17 protein-coding genes are annotated in these 25,589 nt (G+C 68.9%); 10 read left to right on the top strand and 7 right to left on the bottom strand.

Features of this window, described 5'->3' with window-relative positions; translation table 11 throughout:
• Positions 1 to 264: 264 nt before the first annotated feature.
• The 3 genes from NBW77_RS13635 to glgA all read left to right on the top strand — a co-directional run bounded on the left by NBW77_RS13635 (position 265) and on the right by glgA (position 5,163).
• On the top strand, positions 265 to 2,409 hold the full coding sequence (locus NBW77_RS13635; RefSeq protein WP_250279845.1) for an ArnT family glycosyltransferase: 2,145 nt from the start codon (positions 265 to 267) through the stop codon (positions 2,407 to 2,409).
• 311 nt (positions 2,410 to 2,720) lie between these two features.
• Positions 2,721 to 3,959, top strand: coding sequence for a glucose-1-phosphate adenylyltransferase (gene glgC, locus NBW77_RS13630; RefSeq protein ID WP_250279844.1), 1,239 nt, complete (start codon positions 2,721 to 2,723; stop codon positions 3,957 to 3,959).
• Between the two features lie 55 nt (positions 3,960 to 4,014).
• A complete protein-coding gene (glgA, locus tag NBW77_RS13625) occupies positions 4,015 to 5,163 on the top strand; it encodes a glycogen synthase (RefSeq protein ID WP_250279843.1) in 1,149 nt (382 codons plus the stop codon).
• Between the two features lie 55 nt (positions 5,164 to 5,218).
• Here glgA and NBW77_RS13620 read toward each other — a convergent pair whose 3' ends face one another.
• Positions 5,219 to 5,869, bottom strand: a complete 651-nt coding sequence (locus tag NBW77_RS13620) for a maleylpyruvate isomerase family mycothiol-dependent enzyme (protein WP_131744809.1) — start codon at positions 5,867 to 5,869, stop codon at positions 5,219 to 5,221.
• Between the two features lie 965 nt (positions 5,870 to 6,834).
• On the opposite strand from NBW77_RS13620, the gene NBW77_RS13615 reads away from it, so the two are divergent.
• Positions 6,835 to 7,659 carry a DUF2889 domain-containing protein gene (locus NBW77_RS13615; protein WP_250279842.1) on the top strand — a complete coding sequence of 275 codons (825 nt, stop codon included), beginning with the start codon at positions 6,835 to 6,837 and terminating at the stop codon, positions 7,657 to 7,659.
• A gap of 194 nt (positions 7,660 to 7,853) precedes the next feature.
• Complete coding sequence (locus NBW77_RS13610) at positions 7,854 to 9,512, top strand: purple acid phosphatase family protein (protein ID WP_207386765.1); 1,659 nt, start codon at positions 7,854 to 7,856, stop codon at positions 9,510 to 9,512.
• A 195-nt stretch (positions 9,513 to 9,707) separates the two neighbouring features.
• Here NBW77_RS13610 and NBW77_RS13605 read toward each other — a convergent pair whose 3' ends face one another.
• The 4 genes from NBW77_RS13605 to NBW77_RS13590 all read right to left on the bottom strand — a co-directional run bounded on the left by NBW77_RS13605 (position 9,708) and on the right by NBW77_RS13590 (position 15,171).
• On the bottom strand, positions 9,708 to 10,364 hold the full coding sequence (locus tag NBW77_RS13605; protein ID WP_131744805.1) for a hypothetical protein: 657 nt from the start codon (positions 10,362 to 10,364) through the stop codon (positions 9,708 to 9,710).
• Positions 10,361 to 11,230: a ParA family protein gene (locus NBW77_RS13600; protein ID WP_207386762.1), complete on the bottom strand. Its 870-nt coding sequence runs from the start codon at positions 11,228 to 11,230 to the stop codon at positions 10,361 to 10,363. The genes NBW77_RS13605 and NBW77_RS13600 overlap by 4 nt, the downstream gene beginning before the upstream one ends.
• A gap of 101 nt (positions 11,231 to 11,331) precedes the next feature.
• The gene (locus tag NBW77_RS13595; RefSeq protein ID WP_207386761.1) at positions 11,332 to 12,588 is read right to left on the bottom strand and encodes an ATP-binding protein; all 1,257 of its coding nucleotides are present in this window, start codon (positions 12,586 to 12,588) and stop codon (positions 11,332 to 11,334) included.
• A 132-nt stretch (positions 12,589 to 12,720) separates the two neighbouring features.
• Positions 12,721 to 15,171 carry an ATP-binding cassette domain-containing protein gene (locus NBW77_RS13590; protein ID WP_250279841.1) on the bottom strand — a complete coding sequence of 817 codons (2,451 nt, stop codon included), beginning with the start codon at positions 15,169 to 15,171 and terminating at the stop codon, positions 12,721 to 12,723.
• A 312-nt stretch (positions 15,172 to 15,483) separates the two neighbouring features.
• Between NBW77_RS13590 and NBW77_RS13585 the strand changes: the two genes are divergently transcribed.
• From NBW77_RS13585 to NBW77_RS13575, 3 genes are all read left to right on the top strand, one after another.
• Complete coding sequence (locus NBW77_RS13585; protein WP_131744802.1) at positions 15,484 to 16,497, top strand: hypothetical protein; 1,014 nt, start codon at positions 15,484 to 15,486, stop codon at positions 16,495 to 16,497.
• A 63-nt stretch (positions 16,498 to 16,560) separates the two neighbouring features.
• The gene (locus tag NBW77_RS13580) at positions 16,561 to 20,175 is read left to right on the top strand and encodes a TM0106 family RecB-like putative nuclease (RefSeq protein ID WP_250279839.1); all 3,615 of its coding nucleotides are present in this window, start codon (positions 16,561 to 16,563) and stop codon (positions 20,173 to 20,175) included.
• A gap of 169 nt (positions 20,176 to 20,344) precedes the next feature.
• Positions 20,345 to 22,210 carry a hypothetical protein gene (locus NBW77_RS13575; protein ID WP_250279837.1) on the top strand — a complete coding sequence of 622 codons (1,866 nt, stop codon included), beginning with the start codon at positions 20,345 to 20,347 and terminating at the stop codon, positions 22,208 to 22,210.
• A gap of 28 nt (positions 22,211 to 22,238) precedes the next feature.
• On the opposite strand, the gene NBW77_RS13570 is transcribed toward NBW77_RS13575, so the two are convergent.
• The gene (locus NBW77_RS13570; protein WP_131744801.1) at positions 22,239 to 22,952 is read right to left on the bottom strand and encodes a response regulator; all 714 of its coding nucleotides are present in this window, start codon (positions 22,950 to 22,952) and stop codon (positions 22,239 to 22,241) included.
• Complete coding sequence (locus NBW77_RS13565) at positions 22,949 to 24,151, bottom strand: sensor histidine kinase (RefSeq protein ID WP_165485753.1); 1,203 nt, start codon at positions 24,149 to 24,151, stop codon at positions 22,949 to 22,951. The genes NBW77_RS13570 and NBW77_RS13565 overlap by 4 nt, the downstream gene beginning before the upstream one ends.
• Before the next feature lie 93 nt (positions 24,152 to 24,244).
• Here NBW77_RS13565 and NBW77_RS13560 point away from each other — a divergent pair, with 93 nt between their 5' ends.
• Complete coding sequence (locus NBW77_RS13560) at positions 24,245 to 24,688, top strand: SRPBCC family protein (protein ID WP_131744799.1); 444 nt, start codon at positions 24,245 to 24,247, stop codon at positions 24,686 to 24,688.
• Positions 24,689 to 24,695: 7 nt separating this feature from the next.
• Entirely contained in the window at positions 24,696 to 25,586 is an 891-nt protein-coding gene (locus tag NBW77_RS13555; RefSeq protein ID WP_242605489.1) for a 1-aminocyclopropane-1-carboxylate deaminase/D-cysteine desulfhydrase, read from the top strand.
• Positions 25,587 to 25,589: the final 3 nt, after the last annotated feature.

Genomic DNA, 25,589 nt, shown 5'->3' with positions numbered 1-25,589 from the left:
CACCCGCTGATCCCGTACCCGGGTCCACCGTCGCGGGCGAGGCGGTCCTGGTGGGAGCTACCGGGCAATGCACCTATGACCGAAACGGGCTGGATGCTTCAGGCGACTCCCAGGCTTGCGTCAGGTCCACGTCAGCCTGGAACCGGACGATAGGACGATGACGGCGACAAGGACTGCGCTGACCGTGCGCGGCAGCAGACCGATGCCGCAGGCGTCGGCTCCCCGCGCCGTTCGACTCCCGGCCCTGACGATGAGGACCTGAACGTGACCACAACCTTTCCGGACCAGGCGGCCGGAGCTTCCCCCGTCCCGGCCGGAGCTTCCCCCGTCCCGGCCGGAGTTTCCCCCGTCCCCCCCGGCCCGGCCACCGCGCACAGCCGACCATCGCCCGCGGCGTGGGCACGGTACTTCCTGCGCGGCAGGGAAGCCGACCAGCCCTGGGTACGCCCCGCCCTGCTCACCCTTCTCACAGGGACCGCGATCCTCTACCTGTGGGGTCTGGGTGCGTCCGGATGGGCGAACGCCTTCTATACCGCCGCGGCCCAGGCCGGTTCGACGAGCTGGGAGGCGTTCTTCTTCGGTTCCTCGGACGCGTCGAACTTCATCACCGTGGACAAGCCGCCGGCTTCACTGTGGGTGATGGATATGTTCGTCCGCGTCTTCGGGCTCAATTCGTGGAGTGTGCTCGTCCCGCAGGCGCTCGAGGGTGTCGCGGCCGTCGGCGTGCTGTACGCGACGGTCCGGCGCTGGTTCTCCCCCGCCGCCGCTCTGCTGGCCGGCGCCGTCTTCGCGTTGACACCGGTGGCGGTGCTGATGTTCCGGTTCAACAACCCGGATGCACTGCTCGTCCTGCTGCTGGTCCTCGGTGCGTACGCGACCGTCCGGGCCGTGGAGAACGCAAGCACCCGCTGGATCGTCTGGGCGGGCGTGTTCGTCGGTTTCGGCTTTCTCGCGAAGATGATGCAGACGTTCCTGGTCGTGCCGGCGTTCGCGCTCACCTACCTGGTGGCCGCACCGACGTCGGTCCGGCGCAGGACAGGCCAGCTTCTGCTGTCCGGGGCAGCGATGATCCTCGCCGCGGGCTGGTGGGTCGCGGCTGTGGAACTGTGGCCGAAGAACTCCCGGCCCTACATCGGCGGCTCGCAGAACAACAGCATCCTCAACCTGATCTTCGGCTACAACGGCTTCGGACGGCTCAACGGCAACGAGGCCGGCAGCGTCGGCGGGATGGGGGGCGCCGGTGGCGGTCGCTGGGGTGCAACCGGTCTGACCCGGATGTTCAACTCCGAAATGGGCGGGCAGATCTCCTGGCTCATCCCGGCCGCGCTGATTCTCCTGGTGGCCGGGCTCACGCTCGGCCGGCGAGCCCCGCGCACGGACAGAACCCGAGCGGCCCTTGTGCTGTGGGGTGGCTGGCTCCTCGTCACCGGCCTCACCCTGAGCTTCGCCCAGGGGATCATCCACCCGTACTACACGGTGGCGCTCGCGCCGGCGATCGGAGCCGTCGTCGGTATCGGTGGCACGCAGCTGTGGCGCCACCGTGACCAGCTGCTCTCCTGCCTGGCGCTGGCGGCGGCACTTGCCGCCACGACCGCCTGGGCGTACGTCCTACTCAACCGGACGCCCAACTGGCACCCGTGGCTACGGCCAGTCGTGGTCCTTCTCGGTGGCGCTGCCGTTGTCGCGCTGATCCTCGCACTCGTACTCCCCCCGAAACTCGCTCGTCGCGCCGCCGTGGTGATGGCCACCGTGAGTGTCGTCGCGGCGGTCACCGGGCCGGCCGCCTACGCGGTCGAAACAGCTTCCGCCACGCACAGCGGCGCCATCCCGTCCGCGGGACCCTCGGGCTTCGGCGGTCCGGGCGGTGGTCCCCGTGGCGGTTTCGGTGGCGGTTTCGGTGGCGGTGGTCCCCGCGCGGGCGGCTTCGGCGGCGGTGGCTTCCCGCAGGGTGGCACCACAGGCCAGGGCACGATGACCGGTCAGGGCGGTGCCGGTAGGCAGGGCGGCGCGATGTTCGGCCGGGCAGCCGGCGGCCCCGGAAGTCTTCTCAACGCCGGGAAACCGGACGCCGCGCTGGTCACGGCTCTCCGGCAGGACGCAGGGCGCTACACCTGGGTTGCGGCCACCGTCGGCTCCAATTCCGCGGCCGGCATCCAGATCACGACCGGTGATCCCGTGATGGCCATCGGCGGCTTCAACGGCACTGACCCCACACCCACGCTCACGCAGTTCCAGGAGTACGTCAGCCAAGGAAAGATCCACTATTTCATCGGCGGCGGTGGGACGGGCATGGGCGGCGGCCAGAGCGGTGGCACCGCCAGTGCTGTCGCCGCCTGGGTCCAGCAGAACTTCACGCAGACCACTGTCGGAGGTACGACCGTCTACGACCTGACCAAGCCGAGCGCATAGCCGAGCGCATAAGGCCGGCGAGATGGCGCCGGTCACACGACCGCAACAGATGATCTTTATCGCGGGTTTCTGACTCGGCGTATCCGGGATAATCAGGTAGACCCGGTGTTGGGACAGGTCATGCGGATTCCCGGGCCGAACACCGCGGTCAGCCACGCGTTGTTAGGCTCCGGGACTGCTGGCCCGGCCGGAGGCCTCCGGGGCTGCCAGCCGACCGAAGACAGTGCGATCATGTTTTTCGTGCCGTCGGAGGCCACGGGGTTACCAGCCCAGTCCCAGCCGATCACCGACGCCACCCCGGGAGGTCTGCCATGTCAGAGCCGAGAGTGCTGGGCGTCGTACTGGCCGGTGGCGCGGGCAAACGGCTCGCGCCGCTCACCGCCGACCGGGCGAAACCAGCCGTCCCCTTCGGTGGCCTCTACCGACTGATCGACTTCGTCCTGTCGAACCTGGCCAACGCGGGTTACCTGCGGATCTGCGTACTCACGCAGTACAAGAGCCACAGCCTGGACCGCCACATCACCACCACCTGGCGGATGAGCAACCTGCTTGACAACTACGTCACCCCGGTACCGGCGCAGCAACGGCTCGGCCCCCACTGGTACACCGGGTCGGCGGACGCTATCCACCAGTCCCTGAACCTCATCCATGACGACCAGCCGGACATCGTGGTCGTGTTCGGTGCCGACCACGTCTACCGGATGGACCCGCGACAGATGGTCGAACAGCACCTGGCGAACAGTGCCGGGGCGACCGTCGCGGGGTTGCGTGTACCCCGGGCCGAAGGGACACAGCTCGGCGTGATCCGCCCCGGCGCGGACGGCCACACGATCGATGCGTTCCTCGAGAAGCCCGCGGATCCCCCCGGCCTGCCGGACAGCCCCGAGGAGACCTTCGCGTCCATGGGCAACTATGTCTTCTCCACCGACGTCCTCATCGAGGCGCTACGGGCCGACGCGGACGATGAGAACAGCGTCCACGACATGGGTGGGAACATCATCCCGATGCTGGCCAAGGAAGGCGTGGCGCAGGTCTACGACTTCGCGGACAACGAGGTCCCCGGCGCGAACGCACGGGACCGTGGCTACTGGCGTGACGTCGGCACCCTCGACTCCTACTTCGACGCGCACATGGACCTGTGCGCGGTCGACCCGGTGTTCAACCTGTACAACCGGCACTGGCCGATCCTGACGAACGTCCCGTCCCTGCCGCCGGCGAAGTTCGTACACGAGGAGACGGGCCGGACCGGCATGGCCCTCAACAGCGTCATCAGCAACGGAGTGATCATTTCCGGTGGCCTGGTACGCCGGTCGGTCCTGTCACCGGGTGTGCGGGTGAACTCCTGGGCACAGGTCGAGAACGCTGTGGTCATGCACAACACCGTCATCGGACGGCATGCCGTCGTCCGCAACACGATCCTCGACAAGAACGTGGTGGTACCCGAAGGTGTTCAGGTCGGCGTGGACAAGGAACACGACGCCGCACGCGGGTTCACGGTCAGCCCCGACGGCATCACGGTCGTCGGGAAAGGCGTCACGATCACCGACTGAGCTCTAAGATCACCGATTGAAGTCACCAGGTCGGGTCACCAGCTGAAGGGCCGGAATGCGCGTCTCGTTACTGACCAGGGAGTACCCGCCGGAGGTCTACGGTGGCGCCGGGGTGCACGTCGAGTACCTGGCCCGCGAACTGGCCCGGTTCGTGGACCTGACCGTGCACTGCCAGGGCGCCGACCGGCCCGACTCGGACGGCATACCCGTGCGCGCACACCGGCCGTGGGACCAGCTCGCGGACGCGGGTGAGGCCCTGCGAACGGTGTCGGCCGACCTGTCCACCGCCGCGGCTGTCGCCGACGCCGACCTGGTGCACTCACACACCTGGTACGCCAACCTGGCCGGGCACCTGGCATCCCTCCTCTACGGGATCCCGCACGTGATGACCTCGCACTCACTGGAGCCGTTGCGTCCGTGGAAGGCCGAGCAGCTCGGCGGCGGCTATGCGCTGTCATCATGGTGCGAGCGGGTGTCCACCGAGTCGGCCGCGGCCGTCATCGCGGTGAGCGAGGGCATGCGTGCGGACGTCCTGTCGGCCTACCCGGCGGTCGATCCGGCGAAGGTCCACGTCATCCGCAACGGGATCGACACCGACGAGTACACCCCTGATCCGGGATCCGACGTCCTCGCCCGACACGGGGTGGACCCACAGCAGCCGTCGGTGGTGTTCGTCGGTCGGCTCACCCGGCAGAAGGGGCTGCCAGTGCTGCTGAAGGCCGCGGCCGCCCTCGACCCGCGGGCACAGCTCGTGCTGTGCGCCGGCGCGCCCGACACCCCGGATCTGCTCGCGGAGGTCACCGATCTGGTCGACGGGCTGCGCGACGTCCGCAAGGGAGTCGTGTGGATCTCCGGGATGCTCGCCAAACCCGAGATCATCCAGCTGTTGTCGCACGCGACCGTGTTCGTCTGCCCGTCCGTCTACGAGCCGCTCGGGATCGTCAACCTCGAAGCCATGGCCTGCGCAACGTCCGTGGTCGCCTCCCGGGTCGGTGGCATCCCCGAAGTGGTGGACGACGGCGTGACCGGACTGCTCGTCCCGCCGGACAACCCCGCAGCGCTCGCCGCCGCCGTCAACGAGCTGCTCGCCGACCCGACGCGGGCCGCCGCCATGGGCCGGGCCGGGCGGGACCGCGCCGTCGCCGAGTTCGGCTGGCCGGCCGTGGCCGAAAAAACCGCCCGCCTCTACGAGTCGCTGATCTGAAGGTGCATGGACACCGGCCGGAGGTGCATGGACACCGGCCGGCATGTCGCTGGTGTCAGACCACGCTCAGGCCGGCGGGGAGATCGCCGCGTCCGGTGAGCAGCAGGAGGATGTCGGCGGCGTCGGGGAGTACCGCAGCGATTCCGGCGGCGAGCAGCAGGCTGCCACCGACGGCGGTGCCCAGCGCCGCCGGTGGCCGGATGCCCAGCGCACGGGCCAGATCCAGGGTGTGGACGGTGAGCTCGAAGGTCCGGGTCGGCAGGTAGTCGACCAGCCTCATGGCGCCGACCGGGGTGGTGACGACCGCGTCGTCGGGACTTTCGCGCACCAGCTGGCGCACCCCGGTGGCCAGCGCCATGACCGCGTCTGACGGGTCGTCGCCGAGTGCCGCGCCGGCATCACGGCCACGTTGGGTCACGGCCGCGGCGTCGGCGAGCCCGCCACGCACCGCCAGGTAGTAGCCGACAGCGTCCAGAGGATCGGCACGGGCGCCGGCGTCCACATCGCCTGGGCCGCTCGGCGTCCCGAGGTAGGTCGCCACAGTCGACAACGCCCGGCTCGTGTGCCCGACCAGGTCGCGTACTGACCACTCACCCAGCGCCGGAGTCACCCAACGTTCATCGGTGATCCAGGCCACGAGCGACGCGAACGCGCTGGCCGCGTGGTCGAAGCCGGCTCGCGTTTGGAGAGATCCGGCGCTGTCCACCTACCGAGTCATAGTCCGTTGAGGTCATCCAGGTCAACGCCGGCTCACCAAGGTCACCACCGAGTCGACCGGTGGCGAATGGCGGCGACCGGTGGCGGATATATCAGCCGGCATCGGAGGAGATCGGTGGGGGCGGAACTGCGACACAGTCTGCGTCGGGCGGTACTCGCAGCCGATCCGACCAGCGCGAAGGAGCGGCATGTCCGGGCCCTGGCGGAACGGCGGGTTGAACTGTGGCCGGCCGACGACGGCATGGCCGAGTTGCATACGGTCCTCTCGGCGGAGGAGGCCCTGGCGGTGTGGGGCGCGATCGACACATTCGCCCGGCAGCAGACCAGCCCAGCGCGTGCCGGTGACGGTTCGACTGGGAATGATCCGGGCGGGAATGATCCGGGCGGGCCGACGCGCTGGTCGCGTTGGTCACCGCGGCCTTTGCCCGACGGGACACCCCGGAACGGACCGGAGTCCGCACGCACGTACAGGTCACGGTTGCCGCGAGCACGTCTGGACCAGCCCGGCCGGCAAGACCTACCACACGCCAACACCCGACCCGCTACCAGACTCCTAGATCCGGACGTTCGCCGCGCATCGGGATCACCACAAAGCAATCATGAAGGCGCCGTACGGGACGTGACATCGATGACGTGATATTGCCGACTTTCGGCACCGCGTCAAGGCTTCGACGACGCGTCGGCTCGTCCGGGCTGGTAACCCTTGGAAGAGTGACCAGTGTTTTTCTGTGGCCAGGAACCGTCGGACCGACCGCGGGCACGCCGCTGCGCATCCCGGGTTCGGTACGTCGAACCAGTTCGGTGGATGCTTTGCGTCCAGATGGCCTCGAAGGCCCGCTCGTCCTCGTAGGCAGGGCCCGCGACATACGCACGACCACAGCCCGGGCAGGCACCAGCCAGGTAGACACAGACGGTGATGCGGGCGACACTATTGGGCTCGTGGATGCGGGGCTCGTGGATGCGGAGCTCGTGGCCGAGGCGAGCACCCGCGTCACCATCGACTACATCGGCGGGCGCCTGGTGACCGAGGTCCACTGCGAGCCGGCCGCGGCGGGCAGCGAGGCACTGGTCGGCACCCGGGCCAGCTCGGGCTTTCGCACGGCGCTGGACCAGGCCGCGCCCCACCTGAGCGCCGACGGCACCCTGCTCGGACTGCTTCTCGACGAAGTACCCGTGGTCACGTTGATCTCGGGATCGGCCATCGCCCGCCTTTCCGGAAAACGGCCGCGGAACGCGGTCATGCCGCCCGTTGACGTCTGCGTGGGCTGGAAGGCCGGCGGCGAGATGGACGTGAGCCACCGCGAGGGCCGCTTCACCCTTGTCGGAGTCGGGCCGTCCGGCCCGGAGCTGGCGGACGCGACCGATCCGCTGAGCTGGCACGCCATGCCCCACCTGCCACCGGGGAGCATCCGGCGTCGGCGCAGGCTCGACGTGGTGCCTGGCCCACAGCCCGGCGTTGTGACCGTCGAGGGACTTTTTCGCGACACGTTCCGTGAAGCGGACGGCTCCCAGAAGGTGATCCACGAATACGCCGTCAGCGCGACAGTCGACCTCGCCACCGGGACGATCCGCTCGGCCAGCGCGACACCCCATGTCCTGCCGGGCCCCGACTGCCCGGCCGCCGCGGCAAGCGCCACCCGTCTGGTCGGTCAGCGCCTGGCCGGGCTCCGCGACACGCTGCGCGCCGACCTGACCGGACCGACGACCTGCACCCACCTCACCGACCAGTTCCGGGCGCTCGCCGACATCCACGCGCTGATCCCGCTGCTGCCAAGGTGAAGTAGTTCCTCCAGCAACGCCGCGGTAAGGCCGACTCTCGGCTGATTCCTCCGGGGCGGCCGCGCAGATCTCCGACTGTGGCCTCACGCGACATGTTTACTATTCCGGGTCTAAACTGTAGGAATCCATTCACCTGGGGTACCACGCCGCGTGAGCTGACGAGGCCAGTGTCACATGTCGTGAAGACGCCACGTATGGGGATTCCCGACCGCCTCGCCGAGCGCATGAGCATGGCCGAGCAGCACGAGTGGCTGACGGCCCAACGTCCGTCCCGGCGCACCCTGTTCCGAGCCGGCGCGTTCGGCGCGGGAACACTCCTCGCAGGTCCCAGCCTGCTCAGCTCGGCCGCATCCGCCACGGCATCAGCTCCGCCGGCAGGCCCGACGCTGGTCACCACCAATGCCACCGCGAACGGAGCGTCGGTCGCCCCGTTCGCCCGCCACCTCGCCTTCGGCGCCGACCCGCGCCGTCAGATCCGCATCGGCTGGCAGGTGCCGGTGCCCGTCGACAAGCCGTTCATCCGGATCGGAACGCATCCTTCCGACCTGTCCGGACGCATCCCGGCCGAGGTCCGTCCGCTGCATTCCGTCGTGGCGGGAGCGGCGGGACCGGTCGACCAGTACTACCTGCACGTCGCGGTGGACGGGCTTCGCCCGGACACCACCTACTACTACGGCGTTGGCCACCAGGGTTACGAGCCCGCCACCGCCTCAGGTGCCATCTCGACGGTGCACACCGCACCCCGACGGGGACGCTGGGACGCGGAACCCTTCACGTTCACGGCATTCGGCGACCAGGGCGTCAGCGCACACGCGCTGGCCAACGACGGGGTCGTCGCCAGGCAGAACCCCGTTTTCCACCTGCTGCTCGGCGACATCGCGTATGCCGACCCCAGCGGTCAGGGCAAGCCGGTCAGCTCCACCGGAGCGAACGGGACCGACATCTACGACCCGAGCGTCTGGGACTCCTACCTCGGGCAGATCGAAGCGGTCGCCTCGCGGGTACCGTGGATGGTCGCGACCGGAAATCACGACATGGAGGCGCTCTACTCCCCGGATGGCTACGGCGGCCAGATCGCCCGGTGGAACTTCCCCGGCAACGGGCCGAGGACCTGCCCGTCGGTTTACTCGTTCATCTACGGAAACGTCGGCGTGATCAGCCTCGACGCCAACGACGTGTCGAACGAGATCCCCGCGAACCGTGGCTATAGCAACGGCTCCCAGACGGCCTGGTTGAAGTCCCGGCTTGAGTTCCTGCGCCGGCAGCCCGACGTCGACTTCGTCGTCGTGTTCTTCCACCACTGCGCCTATTCGACGACGAACGCGCACGCGTCCGAGGGCGGCGTGCGCGCCGAGTGGGTGCCTTTGTTCGACACCTACCGTGTCGACCTCGTCCTCAACGGCCACAACCACATCTACGAACGCACCGACCCGCTGCGTGGCGGACGCCCTGGTAAGGCGGTGCCGATCGGCGGGACCGTCCACCCGGACACCGACGGGACGACCTACCTGGCGGTCGGCGGCGGCGGGCGCAGCCTGTACAACTTCCCGGCCGCGGACAGCTACGCCGGGAATGTGAACGATGTCGCTCCGATCACCTCCTACTCGTGGACGGGTGTCGGGGTGAAGACGCCTGAGGTCGTGGCCTGGTCCCGGGTCCGCTACACCGGCTACTCGTTCGTCGCCGTGGATGTCAGGCCCGCGAGGCCCGGCCGGCCGGCGACGCTGACCGTTCGCGCGATCGCCGAGAGCGGCACGGAACTCGACCGCGTCACACTCGTCCGCACCGCCGGACTGTGCACCGTCGGGTCACGGGGTGTGTCCGGCACGCGGGCCGACTTCGACGCCGCCTGATCCTGACCCGCTGATCCTGACCCGCTGCCGTGGTCTCGGTGTCGGACCTCGCCGGTGAGGTCCGACACCGAGACAGGAGCATGGCCCGAGGGTTGTAATCCACGAATCTGTCACATGGAGCGTAATCGCGCCTTCACGGACACGGTCCAGGCGAGATTGCCGGGGATGGGCGCGAGCTGCGCCCCCGCACGTCTTTCATGCCGTTGCGAATGCCGAACCGTGGGTGCTGCGCTTGGCGACGTTGTCCATGATGCGCCGCACGAGGCGGTCCCTCGTCTTCCAGCGCATCGCCTTCTTGTCGTGGTCGAGATTGTGCTGCGCGATGATGTTCTTCAGTTCCTCGATATCGAGGTCGCCGAGCCTGGCCTGCAGATCATCAGGTCCGCCACCCGCATAGACCTTGTAAGGGTCGAACGGACCATCCGGCCGGATGCCGGATGCCCGCGCACCGGTTCGCGCACCGGTGCGGGTGCCCGACGCCGACAGCGGTTCCCGGCCGGGCTCCACGGTCGGCTCCGATATCACCGGTGTCGACCCGAGAGACCCTGATACGCGGGGTTCTGCCGTCGGAGGTGGGGTCACAGGCGGGTCTGTCCGCGCCTGTTCAGCCGCGGCCGATGCCAACGGTCCGAGCGCATCCGCGAGAGCGGTGGCGAATCGCTCCGAGGCCGCGGCCTCACCCGCGATCACCGTGACAAGCCGCAGCAGAGTACGGGCGACGTCTGGACCGCACCCGTCCACCAACCCGGAAAGAGCGTGGCTCGCCGCGCCGAGCTCGGCGAACAGGTCCGGGAACGGCACAGATGGCCCGGGTGCCGCGCCTTCCCCGGGGCTCGTGTCGTTGACACTCATCGGGCGCCCTCCACGACATTCATGAACTCGGCCGTCAGGGCTGCGAGCGCGTCGTACTGGCCTTTGTTTCCGTAGCGCTGCCGCAGGGTGCCCCAGTCGTTGAACTCGGCCGCCGCCGCTATGTCCGCCGACTCGGGGATCCTGGATTCGAACACGTGGAGTCCTGCGTCCCTCCCCGAACGAGCCAGATAATCGGCCATCTGTTGATGCAGCGACGCGTTCGCCCGGTACTTGCTGACGACAAGACCGAACGCGGGGATGTCGAGCCCCACGTTCGTGGCGAACCTCTGGATCCGGGACCGGACCTGAGGTATTCCGTAGGTCGACATGAAATCGGGGATCGTCGGGATTATGTAGCCATCGGAGATCCTCACCCCGTTCAGGGTGAGCATACTGAGGTTCGGTGGGCAGTCGATGAGAATATAATCGTAGTCGGCCGATATCTTCTCGAGCTGCCTGTGTAGCAGCTCGACCGGGTTGTAGAAAAAACCCCCGGACGGGGACAGCAACCTGTCCTGCAAGTCGATGAGGTCGAGTGAGGACGCCAGCAGGTCGACCTGGGTGACACTTCGCACCGGCGACACGTCCCGTTGCAGCGCCGCACGGACGTCGAACAGGCTTCCAGCCGGGCGTGGATCCACCGCGTCACGAAAGAGGGTCGCAAGCGTCCGACCCGACTCGTTCAGTTCCCGCCAGCGAACTACACCGATCATGTAGACGGTCAGGTTCGTCTGTGGGTCCAGATCGATGATCAGTACACGCTTGCCGTAATCCCCCGCTATGATCTCCGCGAGCGCCGCGGTGATCGTCGTCTTGCCGACACCACCCTTGAGGTTGATCGTCGAAATGATGTGCGCCAACGCCAAGCCCCCGTTTACCCTGGACGGTCACGGCTGTCGCGGTGGGATTCCCGCCCGGATGATCCCGGACACGATAGCGTAAATCGTTCAACATGGTGACAACCCGTTCAGGATGCCCACAGAGCGCTGATGGGAACCGCGGCAAGGCGGTCACCCAGCGGAAAGGCCCGCGCGCCGGTGTGCAGCACGACCCCGGCGACGAAACGCTCACCCAGCCGGTCACGGACGGCGACAAGGTGGCGGATGTCCCGGCGCGAAACGTCAGCCGCGGCCTTCACCTCGATCCCGACGACCCGCAGGGAGCGGTCTTCGATCACAAGGTCGATCTCGGCCCCGGCTCGATCACGGTAGTGGAACAGCGACGGCCTGACCGCCGACCACCCCGACTGGCGCAGCAACTCGCTGTAGACCATTCCCTCGAGGATCGGGCCGTCCGCGCCCCGAGCGATCTCCGGACGTCCCAGCGATGCGATGTCGGCGCCGCGCAGATGAGCCGCCAGGCCTGGATCGGTCACGAAGACCTTGGGCGCCCGGATCTCCCGTTGGGTGAGGTTCACGGCCCATGCGGGGCAGCGACGGACCAGGAACACCGCTTCGAGAACATCCAGGTAGCGGTGGACCGTCCGCTCGGGTAGTCCCGCGTCGCGGGCCAGGTCAGCCACGTTGAGCAGGCTCGCATGCCGGGCCGCCACCAGGCGGAGCAGGCGTGGCAGTTCGGCCGTGCGTGGCGAGGCCGACACCCCGGGTGCCTCTCGCTCGACCACCGTCTCGACATAGGCGTCGAACCATGCGGCCCGTCTCGCCCCGGAGCGGCGCAGAGCCTCCGGATACCCGCCGGCGACGGCCCGGTCCAGATAGTCGGTCTTGGTCAGGTCGCCGGCATGCTCCAGTGGCAGCACACCGGCGAGGAGCCGGTCCAGGAACGTCTCAGCCGTCCGAAGCGTCCCGGCCGTCGCCGCCAACTCACTCTGGCTCAGCGGCCACAACTCGAAGCGCTCGATCCGTCCGGCTAGCGTCTCCGACACACCCCGGTTCGCGCTGAGCTGCGACGAACCGGTCACCAGGAACCGGCCCGGACGCTCGTCGGCGTCCACCGCAGCCTTCAGCGCGAGCAACAGCTCGGGGACCCGCTGCACCTCGTCGATGGCGAGGAGCCCAGAGCGCCCTGCGAGGAAGCCACGCGGGTCCACCTCGGCCGCGACCCGGGCATCACGGTCGTCCAGCGAGATGTAGACGCCGTCCGGCGACTCGCCGACGATGCGCCGCACCAACGTGGACTTGCCCGCCTGCCGGGGCCCGACAACGCCGACGACACGGGTGTCGGCCAGCGCCTCGCTGACCAATGATTGGAGCGATCGACGCACGTCAAGCGCTGATCCTCTGCTTCCGAACGCGACAGCCACACCATCCATGATGGCAGATCCGCCAGTATCTGATGGCAGATCCGCGGGATCAGGATGGCAGATCCGCCAGTATCTGATGGCAGATCCACGGGATCAGGATGGCGCGTCCGTGCCGGCCTTCCGCCGGCCGACCTTCGGTTCGATCCGGCGGACCATATACGCGGTCAGACCCAGCGCGGCCAGACCCACCAGCACACCCACACCGACGTCGATCAGCCAGGTCGCCGCGTTGTGATCCCACAGCGGGTCCGGAGGATCACCCCGCGGCCCCACCGCGCCGAGCTTGGCCACATCGTTGAGGTCGACGGTCGAGCCGAGGGCGGCGAAGCCCCACCGGGCCGGCGCGATCCAGCTCACCTGTTCCAGCACGGGGCGTCCCACCGCGGAAACCAGACCACCGGACAGCACGAGCTGCCCCATGGTGATGAGCACGAGCACCGGCATGGTCTTGTCCGCGCTGTCCACCAGCGTCGACACGAGCAGACCGATCATCATCGAGGACAGTGCGGCCACGATCACCGCGATGAGGCACTCCACGAGAGGCGCGCCGAGCAGCACCGCGTTGGTCGGCGTACGCCCCAGTAGCCCGATCAGCGTGAACACCACGCACTGGCACGTCGTGATCCCGGTCAGCACCAGGATCTTCGAGCCCAGGTAGGCGGCACGTGACAGGCCGATCGTGCGCTCGCGCCGGTAGATCGGGCGTTCCTTGACGATCTCGCGGACGGAGTTCGCCATTCCCATGAAACACGCGCACAGTACGAGCACGACCAGCACCTTGGTCGCGTCCGGATTAGGTTCCCGCAATGCGGCAAGACCGTCCTTCGCCGGGATGACCCGCGGGATGATCCCGAGCAGGAACGGGAATGCAATGATCAACCGCAGGTAGGACCGGTCTGCGAGCACGACCCGCAGGTACCGCCGGGTCAGGGTGGACAGCTGCGCCCGCACCGGCTGCTGGCGGACGCTGGGTAACTGTGCCGGGGCCCGGCGGACGACCGGCGCGACGACCGCGGACGGGACGTAGTACTCGGACGCACGGAAGCGTGCGGCGAGAACATCACCCGAGGTCGCCTCAAGCTCCCGGAAGACGGTCACGAACTCCTTGAAGTCCTTCTTGCCGAAGAACCGCAGCGCGCCGGCACTCGGGCCGAAGTACGCCACGTGCCCGCCGGGCGCGAGAACAAGCAGGTAGTCACAGAGGTCAAGAAAAAGCACACTGTGGGTCACCACGATCACGGTGCGCCCGTCACCCGAGGCACCGTCGCTGCCGCGGGCGAGTCCCCGCAGCGCATCCATCACCGACTGGTCGTTCGCCGGGTCCAGTCCGGACGTCGGCTCGTCCAGGAACAGCAGGGTCGGGCGGGTCAGCAGTTCGAGGGCGACGCTGGTCCGCTTGCGCTGTCCGCCCGACAGACGGCTGACCGGTGTGTCGGCGTGGGCGTGCAACCCGAGTTGGGAGATGACCTCTCCGACCCGGGTGCGCCGCTCCTGTGTGGTTGTGTCGGCGGGGAACCGCAGCTCCGCGCCGTACTCCAAGGCCTCGCGCACGGTCAGCTGGCCGTGCAGAGGGTCGGCCTGCGGGACGTAGCCGATCCGGCGGCGCAGCTCGTCGTACTCGGCGTAGAGATCCCGGCCGGCGTAACGGACCGTGCCCGCATCCGCCGGGCGGAACCCGGTGAGAGCGTTGAGCAGCGTCGACTTGCCCGCACCGCTCGGCCCGACAACACCCAGCAGCGACCGAGCGGGCAACCGGAACGTGACGTCGTGCATGAGCTGCTTGGCGCCGGCCCACACCGACAGTCCCTGGACCTCGAACGTGACGTCACCGCTGTCGACGTACTCGACCAACGTGTTCCCGTCGAGCTGGAACAGGTGGTGGCCGATGGCGACGACGTCACGTTGCGCCACCGGCTCGTGGGTCACGCGCCGGCCGTTGACGAACGTCCCGTTGGCCGACTCCAGGTCGACGACATCGACCCTGCCGTTACCGACATGGATCTGTGCGTGGTGCCGGGACGCAAGCAGGTCGTCCACGACCAGATCGTTGTCGCGGGACCGGCCCAGCGTCACCAACCCGGGACGCAACGGGTGGACCTTCCGCTCGTCACCCACGATCATCTGCTCGGCCGTCGCCGAGTCGCTGTCCGTCGTCGCCCGCGGTCTGCCACGCGGGCCTGGATCGTCCGCGCTGCCGACGAGCGCGGTCACCGGTTCGGCCGGCCGCCCCGGCTGCGGAGCCTGACGCGGTTGCGCTGCGAGAACGACCTCCGGACCATCCACCGCGCCGAGGCGGATCCGGACCTGTCCTGCGCGGATGCTGAGGTTGCCCACCCGGCGGCCGTCCTGCCACAGGCCGTTGGCACTGGTGTCACGCACCAGCCAACCGTCGGCACCCTGCTCCAGGACGAAATGACGTCGCGACACCCGACTGTCGATGATGACGATGTCGGCCTGGCGGGCCCGCCCTACCACATACGGCCCGTCTTCGGACAGAGTCACCTGGCCAGCCGGGGTGTTGACCTGCAACGTGGTTCGGTCCACCTGCGTTTCTCCCCCCGCGGCCGGAGGATGACTGCCATCAGGCCATCACCGACCGGCTCAACCGTTGGTGGTGACCACTAAGTCTGCCCCTTCCGTGGGGATTTCTGTCCGGTTCGGAGAAACCGGTCGGTCGCAGGCGTCCCGCCGGACGTCGGGTGTCGTTGCCGACACACGAACGATGATCTCAAAGTCCCCGTCCGCCCCGGATGGAAGCATGTACGCTACCCCCGTCCGGGGGGACACTTCGGCAGAACTGCGGAGAAGCCCGTCTTGTTCGTACTGAAGCCGTTTCGTCCATTTAAATCATCTTTTATGATTCTTGTGACGCTGGCCGGGCTCGTCGTCCTGTCGCTGCCGGATATAACCGGCCAGACACGCGCCGTGGGGACGGCCGCGACGGCCGCCAGTACTCCGGCGGCCAGGCCGGCCGGATTCGGCCAGGCCGGCAAACTCGTGTTCGGTCTCGGGCCTTCTCTCGACAGCGACTCGACGTCACCCGTCGCAGACCAGCTCGGAATGTTTACAACCTGGTACAACAGCCCCAACGACTTCGGATTCATGACGAACTGGGCAAAGGACCTCATTCCGCGGGTCTATGCGAAGGGACACGCGATTCACCTTGTCGTGTGGCTCGGCGGAGCCGGTCAGGTAGCCACGGTGCAGACCAAGTACGGCGCGGCCTGCGGTCGGGACTACCCACTGTCGTCGTCATTCCTTGGCGACACCCGACGACTCGCGCAGATATTCGGTGGTGACGCGAGCAAGCCGCCTCTCTACATCACGCTGTTCACCGAACTGCAGACCTATCCGTGCCAGGCCAACACCTGGGCGGCCACCCCGGAGGTGACGAACTACTACCAGAAGCTGAAGGACCAGTACGTCGCAGCCATGGGCATCTTCCATTCGATGGCGCCGAACGCCAGGGTCTCCCTCGGCTGGGGTGGTTGGCAGGCCCGCTGGGACGACCCGGCGAAGGGCGGCGGAAAGTCGCTGATCGGGCATTTCGACGACGTACTGCGGCAGTCGGACTTCCAGAGTTTCCAGGCGATGGACTCGACCAGCAATGTCGACGACATCCGCAGGATGACCCAGATCCTCGGAAAATACGGCCCGGTCATGGTCGCCCACTACAAACCCGACAACGGTTCATCGAGCACCTGGACGAACGACATGCGGGCGATATTCACCGACGACTACGTACGGCAGGTGACCGCCGAGGGCCTGTTCGCGTTCAGCCTGATGGACAGCAAGCACCTGACCGCCGACGCCCAGTCACTACAACTCGGACGAAACGCCGTCACCCGCTACGGCACCCGGGCGGGCTGAGCCCCGGCCTGCCGAGGAGGATGGCCACGGCACGGCATCCGCGGACACCCGCCGAGGAGGGACATGCAGCGATTCGAGGACCGGTGGGTGGTCTCGGCGGGCGACGTCGTCGACTCGCTCGAGTGCGGGCACCGACTCGTGCTGTCCCATGCCCGTGCGGCCGGCGTCCGGGTGGACGCCGGCGGTGCCGAGGTCACGACATCCGAGGCGGACGAGCTGCTGGTCCGCCACGGCGACGCCCATGAACGGCGCTGGCTCGCGCACCTCGTCCGGGTCTTCGGCGCGGACGAGGTCACGGCGATCGAACGGCCCGAGAACACCCTGGCTGCGCTGGGCGCGGCGCGGGAGCGGACCCGCGAGGCCGTTGCCGCCGGCGTCGCCGTCATCTATCAGGGCGTGCTGTTCGACGGCTCCTTCCAGGGACGGCCCGACTTCCTGATCGCCACCCACCTCGACCCGATCACCGGTGCGCGCACCCGCGAACCGGTACCGGGACGCTACGAGCCGTACGACGCGAAGCTCGCGCGCCACGCCCGTCCCGCCGCGGTGCTGCAGCTCGCCGCCTATGCCCAGGCGCTGCCGGCTATCGGGGTGGACGTTGCCCTGCGCATCCACCTGCTGCTCGGCGACAGCCGTCTGGAGTCGATACGCGTCGAGGACGTCGCACCGATGGTCGACCATGCCCGCGCCCGGCTGGCAACGCAGCTCGCGGCCGAACCCACGGTCCCGGAGCCGTCCTGGGCCGATCCCCGACCGGCGTGCGGGACGTGCGCGTTCACCGGCCACTGCGAGAAAGGACGGGAAGCCGCCCGCGACCTGTCCCTGGTCGCGGGTATGCGCACCGACTCCCGGCGCAAACTACGGGCAGCCGGTATCTCCTCGGTGGAGGACCTTGCTGTCGCCGGCGACGCCCAGCGGCCGCCGTCGATGGCCGCGGCAACCTTCGCCGGGCTCCGGTTACAGGCGGAACTGCAGGTCATCCAGGACGCGACCCGCACCGACGACGACCGGACCGGCACGGTGACCGTTCGGGTGGTCGCGCCGGACGGTCTCGCGTCCCTGCCCGTACCTGACGCGGGCGACATCTACTTCGACATGGAGGGGGATCCGTACGCGCTGGACAACACCGGGCTGGAGTACCTGTTCGGCGCCGTCACCCTGGATGAAACCGGGGAGGTCTTCCACCCGTTCTGGGCACACGACCGTGCCGCTGAGAAACGCGCGTTCGAACGGTTCGTCGACTGGGCGACCGGACGGCTCAACGACCACCCTCGGGCGCACATCTACCACTACGCGCCGTATGAGCCGAACGCGCTGAAGCGGCTCGCGGCCCGGCACGGCACCCGTGAACAGCACGTGGACGCCCTGCTCGCGGGGCACCGGCTCGTCGACCTCTACACGGTTGTCCGGCGCAGCCTGAAGATCTCCCAGCGGTCGTATTCGATCAAGTACCTGGAACCGCTCTACATGCCCGGCGCGCGCGGCGCGGAGGTCAAGAACGCCGTCGACAGCATCGTCGCCTATGAGAACGTGCTGGCCCACCTCGCGGGCTCCGACCACGCCGCCGCCGACCACGTACTCGGCGAGATCGCCGAGTACAACCGGGTCGACTGCGTCTCCACCCACCGGCTGCACCGCTGGCTGCTCGACCTTCGTACGGCCGAGGGCATCATGGGCGTACCGACCGACGCCCCACCGGGCGATGTCGGCGACGACGGCGCGGGCGGCGCGGGGCCCGACTCGGACGCAACGGTCGACGCGCTGGTCGCGGGTCTGCCGGACGACCCGGCGACCTGGACGGACGACGAGCGGGCCCGGGCGCTGCTCGCCGCCGCCGTCGGGTACCACCGGCGTGAGAACAAGCCCGCCTGGTGGGAGTTCTTCGCCTGGCTCACCGCCGACCACGCCGCATTGGAAGCGGACGACAACTGTGCCGTCCCGCTGAGCTGGACCACCGTCGAGGGCTGGGCCGCCCCGACCGGGCGGCAGAAGAAAACACGACGCACGCTGCGAGCCTCCCTCGACCCGGAACGTAACCATCCTTTCGCGGACGGTGAACGGATTCGCCTGCTCTACCCGCCGGGTACCGGTCGCGCGGACGGCACCACCCACGACGCCGAACTCGAACGCGGCGAACCCGACACGCTGCTCGTCCGCGAGACCGCCCCACCGGACGACGCCGGTGCGGACCTACCACTCGCGGTGCTGCCCGGAGCACCGGTGAATCCCAGGCCGAAGCCGGCCGCGATCGCCGAACTCGCCCGGACGGTCGCGGCGAACCTGTCAGACGGCCCGGCCGTGGCGCTCCCTGATACTTGCGGTCCTGATACTTCCGGCCCTGATGCTTGCGCCGGCCCGGCCATGGACCTGCTGCGCCGTTGCCCGCCACGGCTGGTAGGACGGCTCACCGGACGCGCCGGTCTGCCGGACCCGGCCGAGCACGGCGGCGACCTGATCCCCACGGTGCTCGCCGCCGTCGATGCCCTCGACGGTTCCTACCTGGCCGTGCAAGGACCGCCCGGCGCCGGCAAGACCTACCTGGCCGGTCGGCTGATCCGTCATCTCGTCGGGCGGGGCCGCACCGTCGGCGTCTGCTCGACCAGTCACAAGGCGATCGAGAACGCGATGCTCGCAGCCATCGGCGACTCCCCGGATGGCGGGGTCCACGCCGCCAAAAAAGTGCGTTCCGGACACAGGCCCGACCCTGGCCTGCCGTGGGACTGCCCGCGCGACATCCGCGCGTTGGCGTCCTGGCGTGCCGCCCATCCCGGGGGACACCTGGTCGGCGACACCGCGTGGGCCTTCGCGAACCCCGTGCTGCGCGCGGAACCATTCGATGTAATGATCATCGATGAGGCCGGTCAGTTCGCGCTCGCGGACACCCTGGCGGTGGCCGGCGCGGCCCGAAACCTGGTGCTGCTCGGTGACCCGCAGCAGCTCCCGCAGGTGGTCGCCGGGATCCACCCGGACGGCGCGGACGCCTCCGCCCTGTCCCACCTGCTCGGCGCGGACGAGGTGATCCCGGGCCGGTTCGGCTACTTCCTGGATCTGACCCGGCGCATGCATCCGGACGTGTGCGCACCGGTGTCGGCGCTGGCCTACCGCGGACGCCTGCACGCCCATCCGGTCGCCGCCGACCGCCGCATCAGCGGCGTGGACGCCGGCCTGTACCTGCGCGACGTCGTCCACCACGGCGCGACCACCCGGTCGGATGCCGAGGTGGCCGTGGTCGTCGACCTGGTCGGCACCCTCCTCGGCCGGCGGTTCGTCGACGGCGACACCGAACGCCTCCTCGACGGCTGTGACGTCCTGGTGGTCGCCCCCTACAACCGCCAGGTCCGCGCGATCGAGCACGCGCTCGGCAAGGCCGGCATCCACGGTGTCCGGGTCGGGACGGTCGACCGTTTCCAGGGCCAGGAAGCGCCGGCCGTCATCATGTCGATGACCACGTCCAGCGCGGCCGAGGCCCCGCGTGGGCTGGACTTCCTGCTGTCCCGCAACAGGTTGAACGTCGCGTTGTCACGAGCGCAGGTACTGGCCGTCCTCGTGATGTCGCCGGCGCTGCTCGACAGCGCCGCGCGGACCGTCGACGAGCTGCGCCTGCTGGCCGGCCTCGCGCGCCTGCGGACCACGGCCCGGATCGGACCGCCTACGCGGATCGGCGATCAAACCCGATAGTAATCGGAAGTTACCGGTGAAATACGCTCCTGCGGTCTGTCGGGGCAGGTCCGAGGTGTTCCGGGACATCCACGCGTAGTGGCCGAAGGATGCGCGATCATGGTTCTTCTCGCGTAGCCCGGAGGCTCCGAGAAATCCAGTTCGCTGACACCGACTCGAGGGGACGTCTGTGGCCACTTCCGAGCTCGACACTTCCGGCCTCGACACCGGCACCCGTTCCGGCACCTGCCCGGGTGGGTCGGTGGCGGTCCCGACGTCCCGCGAACCGGACACGGCGGCACCGGGCGCGGCGGCACCGGGCGCGGCGGCACCGGGCGCGGCGGCACCGGGCGCGGATACCTCGAAACGGAGGCGGCGGCTTGTCGCCGCGGCTGTTCTGGCCGGGTTCTGCGCACTGTCCGTGACACTTTTCCGGGACGGCTGGACGGATCTGGGGACGACCGTCTACGGCGGCGGTGACGCCGTCCTGTTCTCCTGGTACCTGGCGTGGACGCCCTACGCGCTCGCCCACGGCCTCGACCCGTTCGTCACGCACTTCCTGAACGCCCCCGACGGCGTCAACATCATGTGGAGCACCGGCGTCCCCCTGCTCGGCGTGGTGGCCGCGCCGATCACCGTGCTGGCCGGGCCGCTGGTGGCATTCCAGGTACTCACCACGCTCGCACCCGCACTGTCCGGCTGGACGATGTTCCTGGTCATACGCCGCTGGACGGCCGCGCTCCCCGCCGTCGTCGCCGGGCTGCTCTACGGCTTCAGCCCGTACGTCATCGGCGCCTCATACGGGCACCTCCACCTGTCGTTCGCGGTCTTCCCGCCCGTCCTCCTGCTGCTCCTGGACGACCTACTCGTCCGGCAGCGCAACACCCGACGGACCGGCACGCTGCTCGGCATCGCAGTCGCCGCCCAGGCGTTGATCAGCGAGGAGGTGCTGGCAACATCAGCCGTGGTCGCGGTCATCGCCATCGCCATCCTGGGCGCACAGCACCGCGACCAGATCCGGCCCCGTGCCGCCACGGCAGCGCGCGGGCTCGCCGTCTGCGCCGCCGTCGCCACGGCACTGCTCTCCTGGCCGCTGTACACCCAGTTCCTCGGCCCGCAACGTGTCCACGGGTCGATCCAGCCATCCGACGTCGCCGTCTCCGACCTGCTCACCTTCGTCACGCCCACCCCGTTACAGGCCTTCGCGCCGGACGCCGCCGTCCGCGAGAGCCTGCGGTTCTCCGGCAACGCCGTCGAGGTCAGCGGCTACTTCGGTCTGCCCCTCCTACTCCTGCTCGCCTTCATCGCGGTCCGGCTACGCCGCGACCGGATGGTTGCGTTGTGTGTGCCGCTGTTCGCCGCCGTCGCCGTCCTGTCCATGGGCCCGCACCTGCACGTCGGCGGACACATCACCCGCATCCCTCTGCCCTGGCGGGTGCTCGAGGAAGCACCGGTACTGCACAACGCCCTGCCCTCGCGGCTGTCGCTCTACCTCGTCCTGGCAGCCGCGATCATGATCGCTGTATGGCTCGACCGGGCGCGCCCACCCCGGCTGCACGCCGCCACCGCCGCCGCGACCGCCGCCGTCCTGGTGCCACTGGTACCGGCGACGCTCCTGCCGTTCCCCACGGTGACCCCCGCGTTCTTCTCCGGGCCGCAGGTGAACAACGTGCCGGACGGGGCGACGGCTCTCGTCGTCCCCTATCCACACCCGCAGCAGAGCATCGCGATGCTCTGGCAGGCGCAGGCCGCCTTCCGCTTCGCCATGCCGGGCTGCTACTGCACGGTTCCCGACCGCAATGGACGCTCCAGCTTCCACCCCGAGGTCGACCCGCTGAACTCGGCCCTCATCGCCGTCACGAACGGCCAGAGCACCGCGGGTGCCGCACTCCGACAACCCGACCTTCAGGCCACCTTCGACCGCTACCACCCGGACGCGATCATTCTCGGACCCACCGACCACCACGACGAACTGGTCACCCTGCTGACCACGCTCGCCGGCCACCCCGGACAGCACCTCGACGGTGTCGACCTCTGGCTCCTCAACCGGCGTTAGGAGCGACCGGACTCAGGAGCGACCGGACTCAGCGCTGTTTTCTGTCCTGACCCGGAGGTTGGCGGGAGGGCCGGACGAGTCCTACCTCGTAGGCGAACACCGCGGCCTGAACCCGGTCCCGCAGCTCCAACTTGGTCAGGATCCGGCCAACGTGAGTCTTGACCGTCGCCTCGGACAGGACGAGCCGCTGCGCGATCTCCGCGTTCGACCGGGCGGCCGCGACCTCATGGAGCACGCCACGTTCACGCTCGGTCAGCCGGGCCATCCGCGGGTCGACCACCGCCGGGACGGACCGGTCGGGATGCCCCGGGTCGGGCAGCTGATGGGCGAAGACGTCGAGCAACCGGCGTGTCACGCTGGGTGCGACCACGGCGTCACCGGTCGCGACCGCCCGGATCCCCGACAGCAGGTCGGTGGGCGGGACGTCCTTCAGGAGGAACCCGCTGGCGCCGGCCCGCAGCGCCGCGTACGCGTACTCGTCGAGGTCGAACGTGGTCAGGATGAGCACGCGGGAGTCGATGCCGGCGTCCACGATCCGCCGCGTGGCCTCGATCCCGTCCATGACCGGCATCCGGACGTCCATGAGGACGACGTCGGGTTCCAGCCCGCCGGCCATCCCGACGGCATCCGCGCCGTCACCCGCCTCGCCGACGACCGTCATGTCGTGTTGGGACTCCAGGACCATGCGGAAGCCGAGCCGCAGCAGAGGCTGATCGTCCACGAGTAGCACACGGGTGGTCATGCTCCGACGGTCTCACCGTCACGGTGCACCCGCGCCATGACCTGCCAGCCGCCGCCCAGGCATGGCCCGACATCGACCGTGCCTCCGTAGACGGCGACGCGTTCGCGCATCCCGACGAGGCCCTGGCCGCCGGGGCGGGGTGGGTCCGAACCGGTTCCGGTATCGGTGATCATCATATCGACACCGACGGTGTCATAACGCAGGACGACCCGTGCCGTCACTGCGGTACCACCGTGTTTCAGGCTGTTCGTCAGTGCCTCCTGCACGATCCGGAACACCGTGAGCTGGGCCCCGGCGGAGAAGAAACCCCGGTGTCCGCTGATCTCGACGGTAACCGGCAGGCCCGCCGCCCGTACCTGGCCGATCAGATCGTCGAGGTCGCCGATGCCGGGTACCGGCGCCCGCCCGGCATCCGGTTGGTCGCCACGCAGCACCCCGAGGAGGCGGCGCATCTCCGCGAGCGCGTGGCGCCCGGTGCCGGAGACGCTCGCCATCGCGACCGCGGCCTGCCCCGGCGAGGTCTCAAGGGCGAAGGTGGCCCCGTCCGCGAGAGCGATCATCACGGACAGGCTGTGGGCGATGATGTCGTGCATCTCACGCGCGATCCGGGCGCGTTCCGCGGCTGCCGCGAGCCGGGTCTGCTGGTCGCGTTCCCGTTCGAGTCGGGCGGCGCGGTCCTCCAGCGCCGCGAGGTGGGCGCGGCGCGTCCCGACATTGATGCCCGACACCCCGGCCGCCGTCGCCAGACCCGACAGGAACACCAGCGCGGCCAGCCGGTCCTCGTACGACGGGCCGGCCCAGCGGATGGTAGCCGCCACCACCCCCAGCTCCAGCACGGCGGCGGCGGCCAGCGTCCGGGGCCGTGACCCGGTCGCCGCGATCGTGTAGAACGCGACCAGTAACGCGATGTCACCCGGCCCGCGAACGTCCAGGACCAGTTGGACGAATGCCACCGCCGTGATCACCGTGAAAGCGGCCATCGGGTATCCGCGCCGCCAGACGAGCGGAACCAGGAGCCCGAGGTTGAGCACGACGGCGACGCCGCGATGCTCGGCTTCGGCCATGAGCGGCCGAACCGCGAGCAGCCCGAGGGCGACGGTGAACCCGAGGTCGACCGCGAGCGGGTGGGCCGACAGAAACCGGCGGAGGCGGCCCGCCTCCGGAGTCGGGTGGGGATGGCGGGTCCGCGTGCTGCTCACAACCTTCATGGTGGCGCTGCCATGCCATGCCGTGACAGGTACTAACGTCGAAGCAGCCGGCCAAGGGCTGGACCGATCATGAATGGAGATCAGGTGGCCCAGATCAAGGTAGTCGTGGAACGGGTCGTGACGGCGGCGCCGGCCGCGGTCCTCGACGCGCTCGGTGACTACAAGGGCGTTCGCGCCGAAGCCTGGCCAGAAATGATCACCGACTACGAGGTCGTCGAGGGCGGTACCGCGGCGGGTACCCGCATCCGCTACCGGCTGCACGCGACCCGTCGCCGCATCCGGAACGTCGACGCGATCGTCTCCGCTCCCGACCCCGGCCGGAGCCTTCTGGAAGCCGACCAGAACTCCACCCTGCGCACCGTGTGGACCGTGCTCCCGGCAGCGGCGGGTGCCTCCCAGGTATCGGTGGAGACCAGTTGGGCGGGCGCCGGCGGCGTCGGCGGATTCTTCGAGCGGACCTTCGCGCCGATCGGCATCCGCAAACTGTGGAACGGCGTCCTGGACAATATCCAGCCCCGACTGGGCTGATAATCGGGTGGCGGATCTCGGTCTTCGTCTTCCGTCACCGGTCATGGAGCTGGGTGACGACCGACTCGCGCGCCGTGGTGTGCGGCTGCTCGCCAAACGCGATGACCTCATCAGCGACGAGGTACCCGGCAACAAATGGCGCAAACTGAAATACAATCTCACGGATGCGTCCGCACGGGGAGCGTCGACCGTTCTGACTTTCGGCGGCGCCTTCTCCAACCACATCCGCGCGACGGCAGCCGCCGGGAACCTTCTGGGTCTTGCCACCATCGGCGTGATCCGGGGCGAGGAACGGCTACCGCTCAACTGGTCGCTGGCGTCCGCCACCGCCCGCGGCATGCATCTGACCTACCTGGACAGGTCCACCTATCGCCGGAAGGACCATCCCGAGGTTGTCGCAGACCTGCGCCGACGCTTCGGCGACTTCCACCTGATCCCGGAGGGGGGCAGCAACCCCGCCGGGATCCGCGGCTGCGCCGAGATCCTCGGCGAGGTCGACGAGAACTTCGACGTCGTGTGCTGCGCGTGCGGGACGGGTGGAACGCTCGCCGGTATCGCGGCGGCCCTGCGACCCGGCCAACGGGCGATCGGATTCTCCGCTCTGAAGGGTGGGCGGTTCCTCGAGCAGGTCGTCGTCGACCTCCAGCGTGCCACCTTCGGGCGGCCCACCGACAACTGGCGCATTGAATGCGACTTCCATTTCGGTGGCTTCGCGAAAAAATCACCGGAGCTCCAGCACTTCATCGACGACTTCGCCGAACGACATGGAATTCTCCTCGAACCGGTGTACGTCGCGAAGATGATGTACGGTCTTTTCGACCTCGCGCGATGCGGCGCGATAAGGCCCGACACCACGGTCCTGGCGGTAATCACCGGGCCGGCGGAAGGTCCCGGGTAGCGC

Origin of the sequence: Frankia sp. Cppng1_Ct_nod, assembly GCF_920656135.1 — a bacterium.
Lineage (GTDB): Bacteria > Actinomycetota > Actinomycetes > Frankiales > Frankiaceae > Protofrankia > Protofrankia meridionalis.
This window is presented reverse-complemented; position numbering and strand designations above follow the sequence as displayed.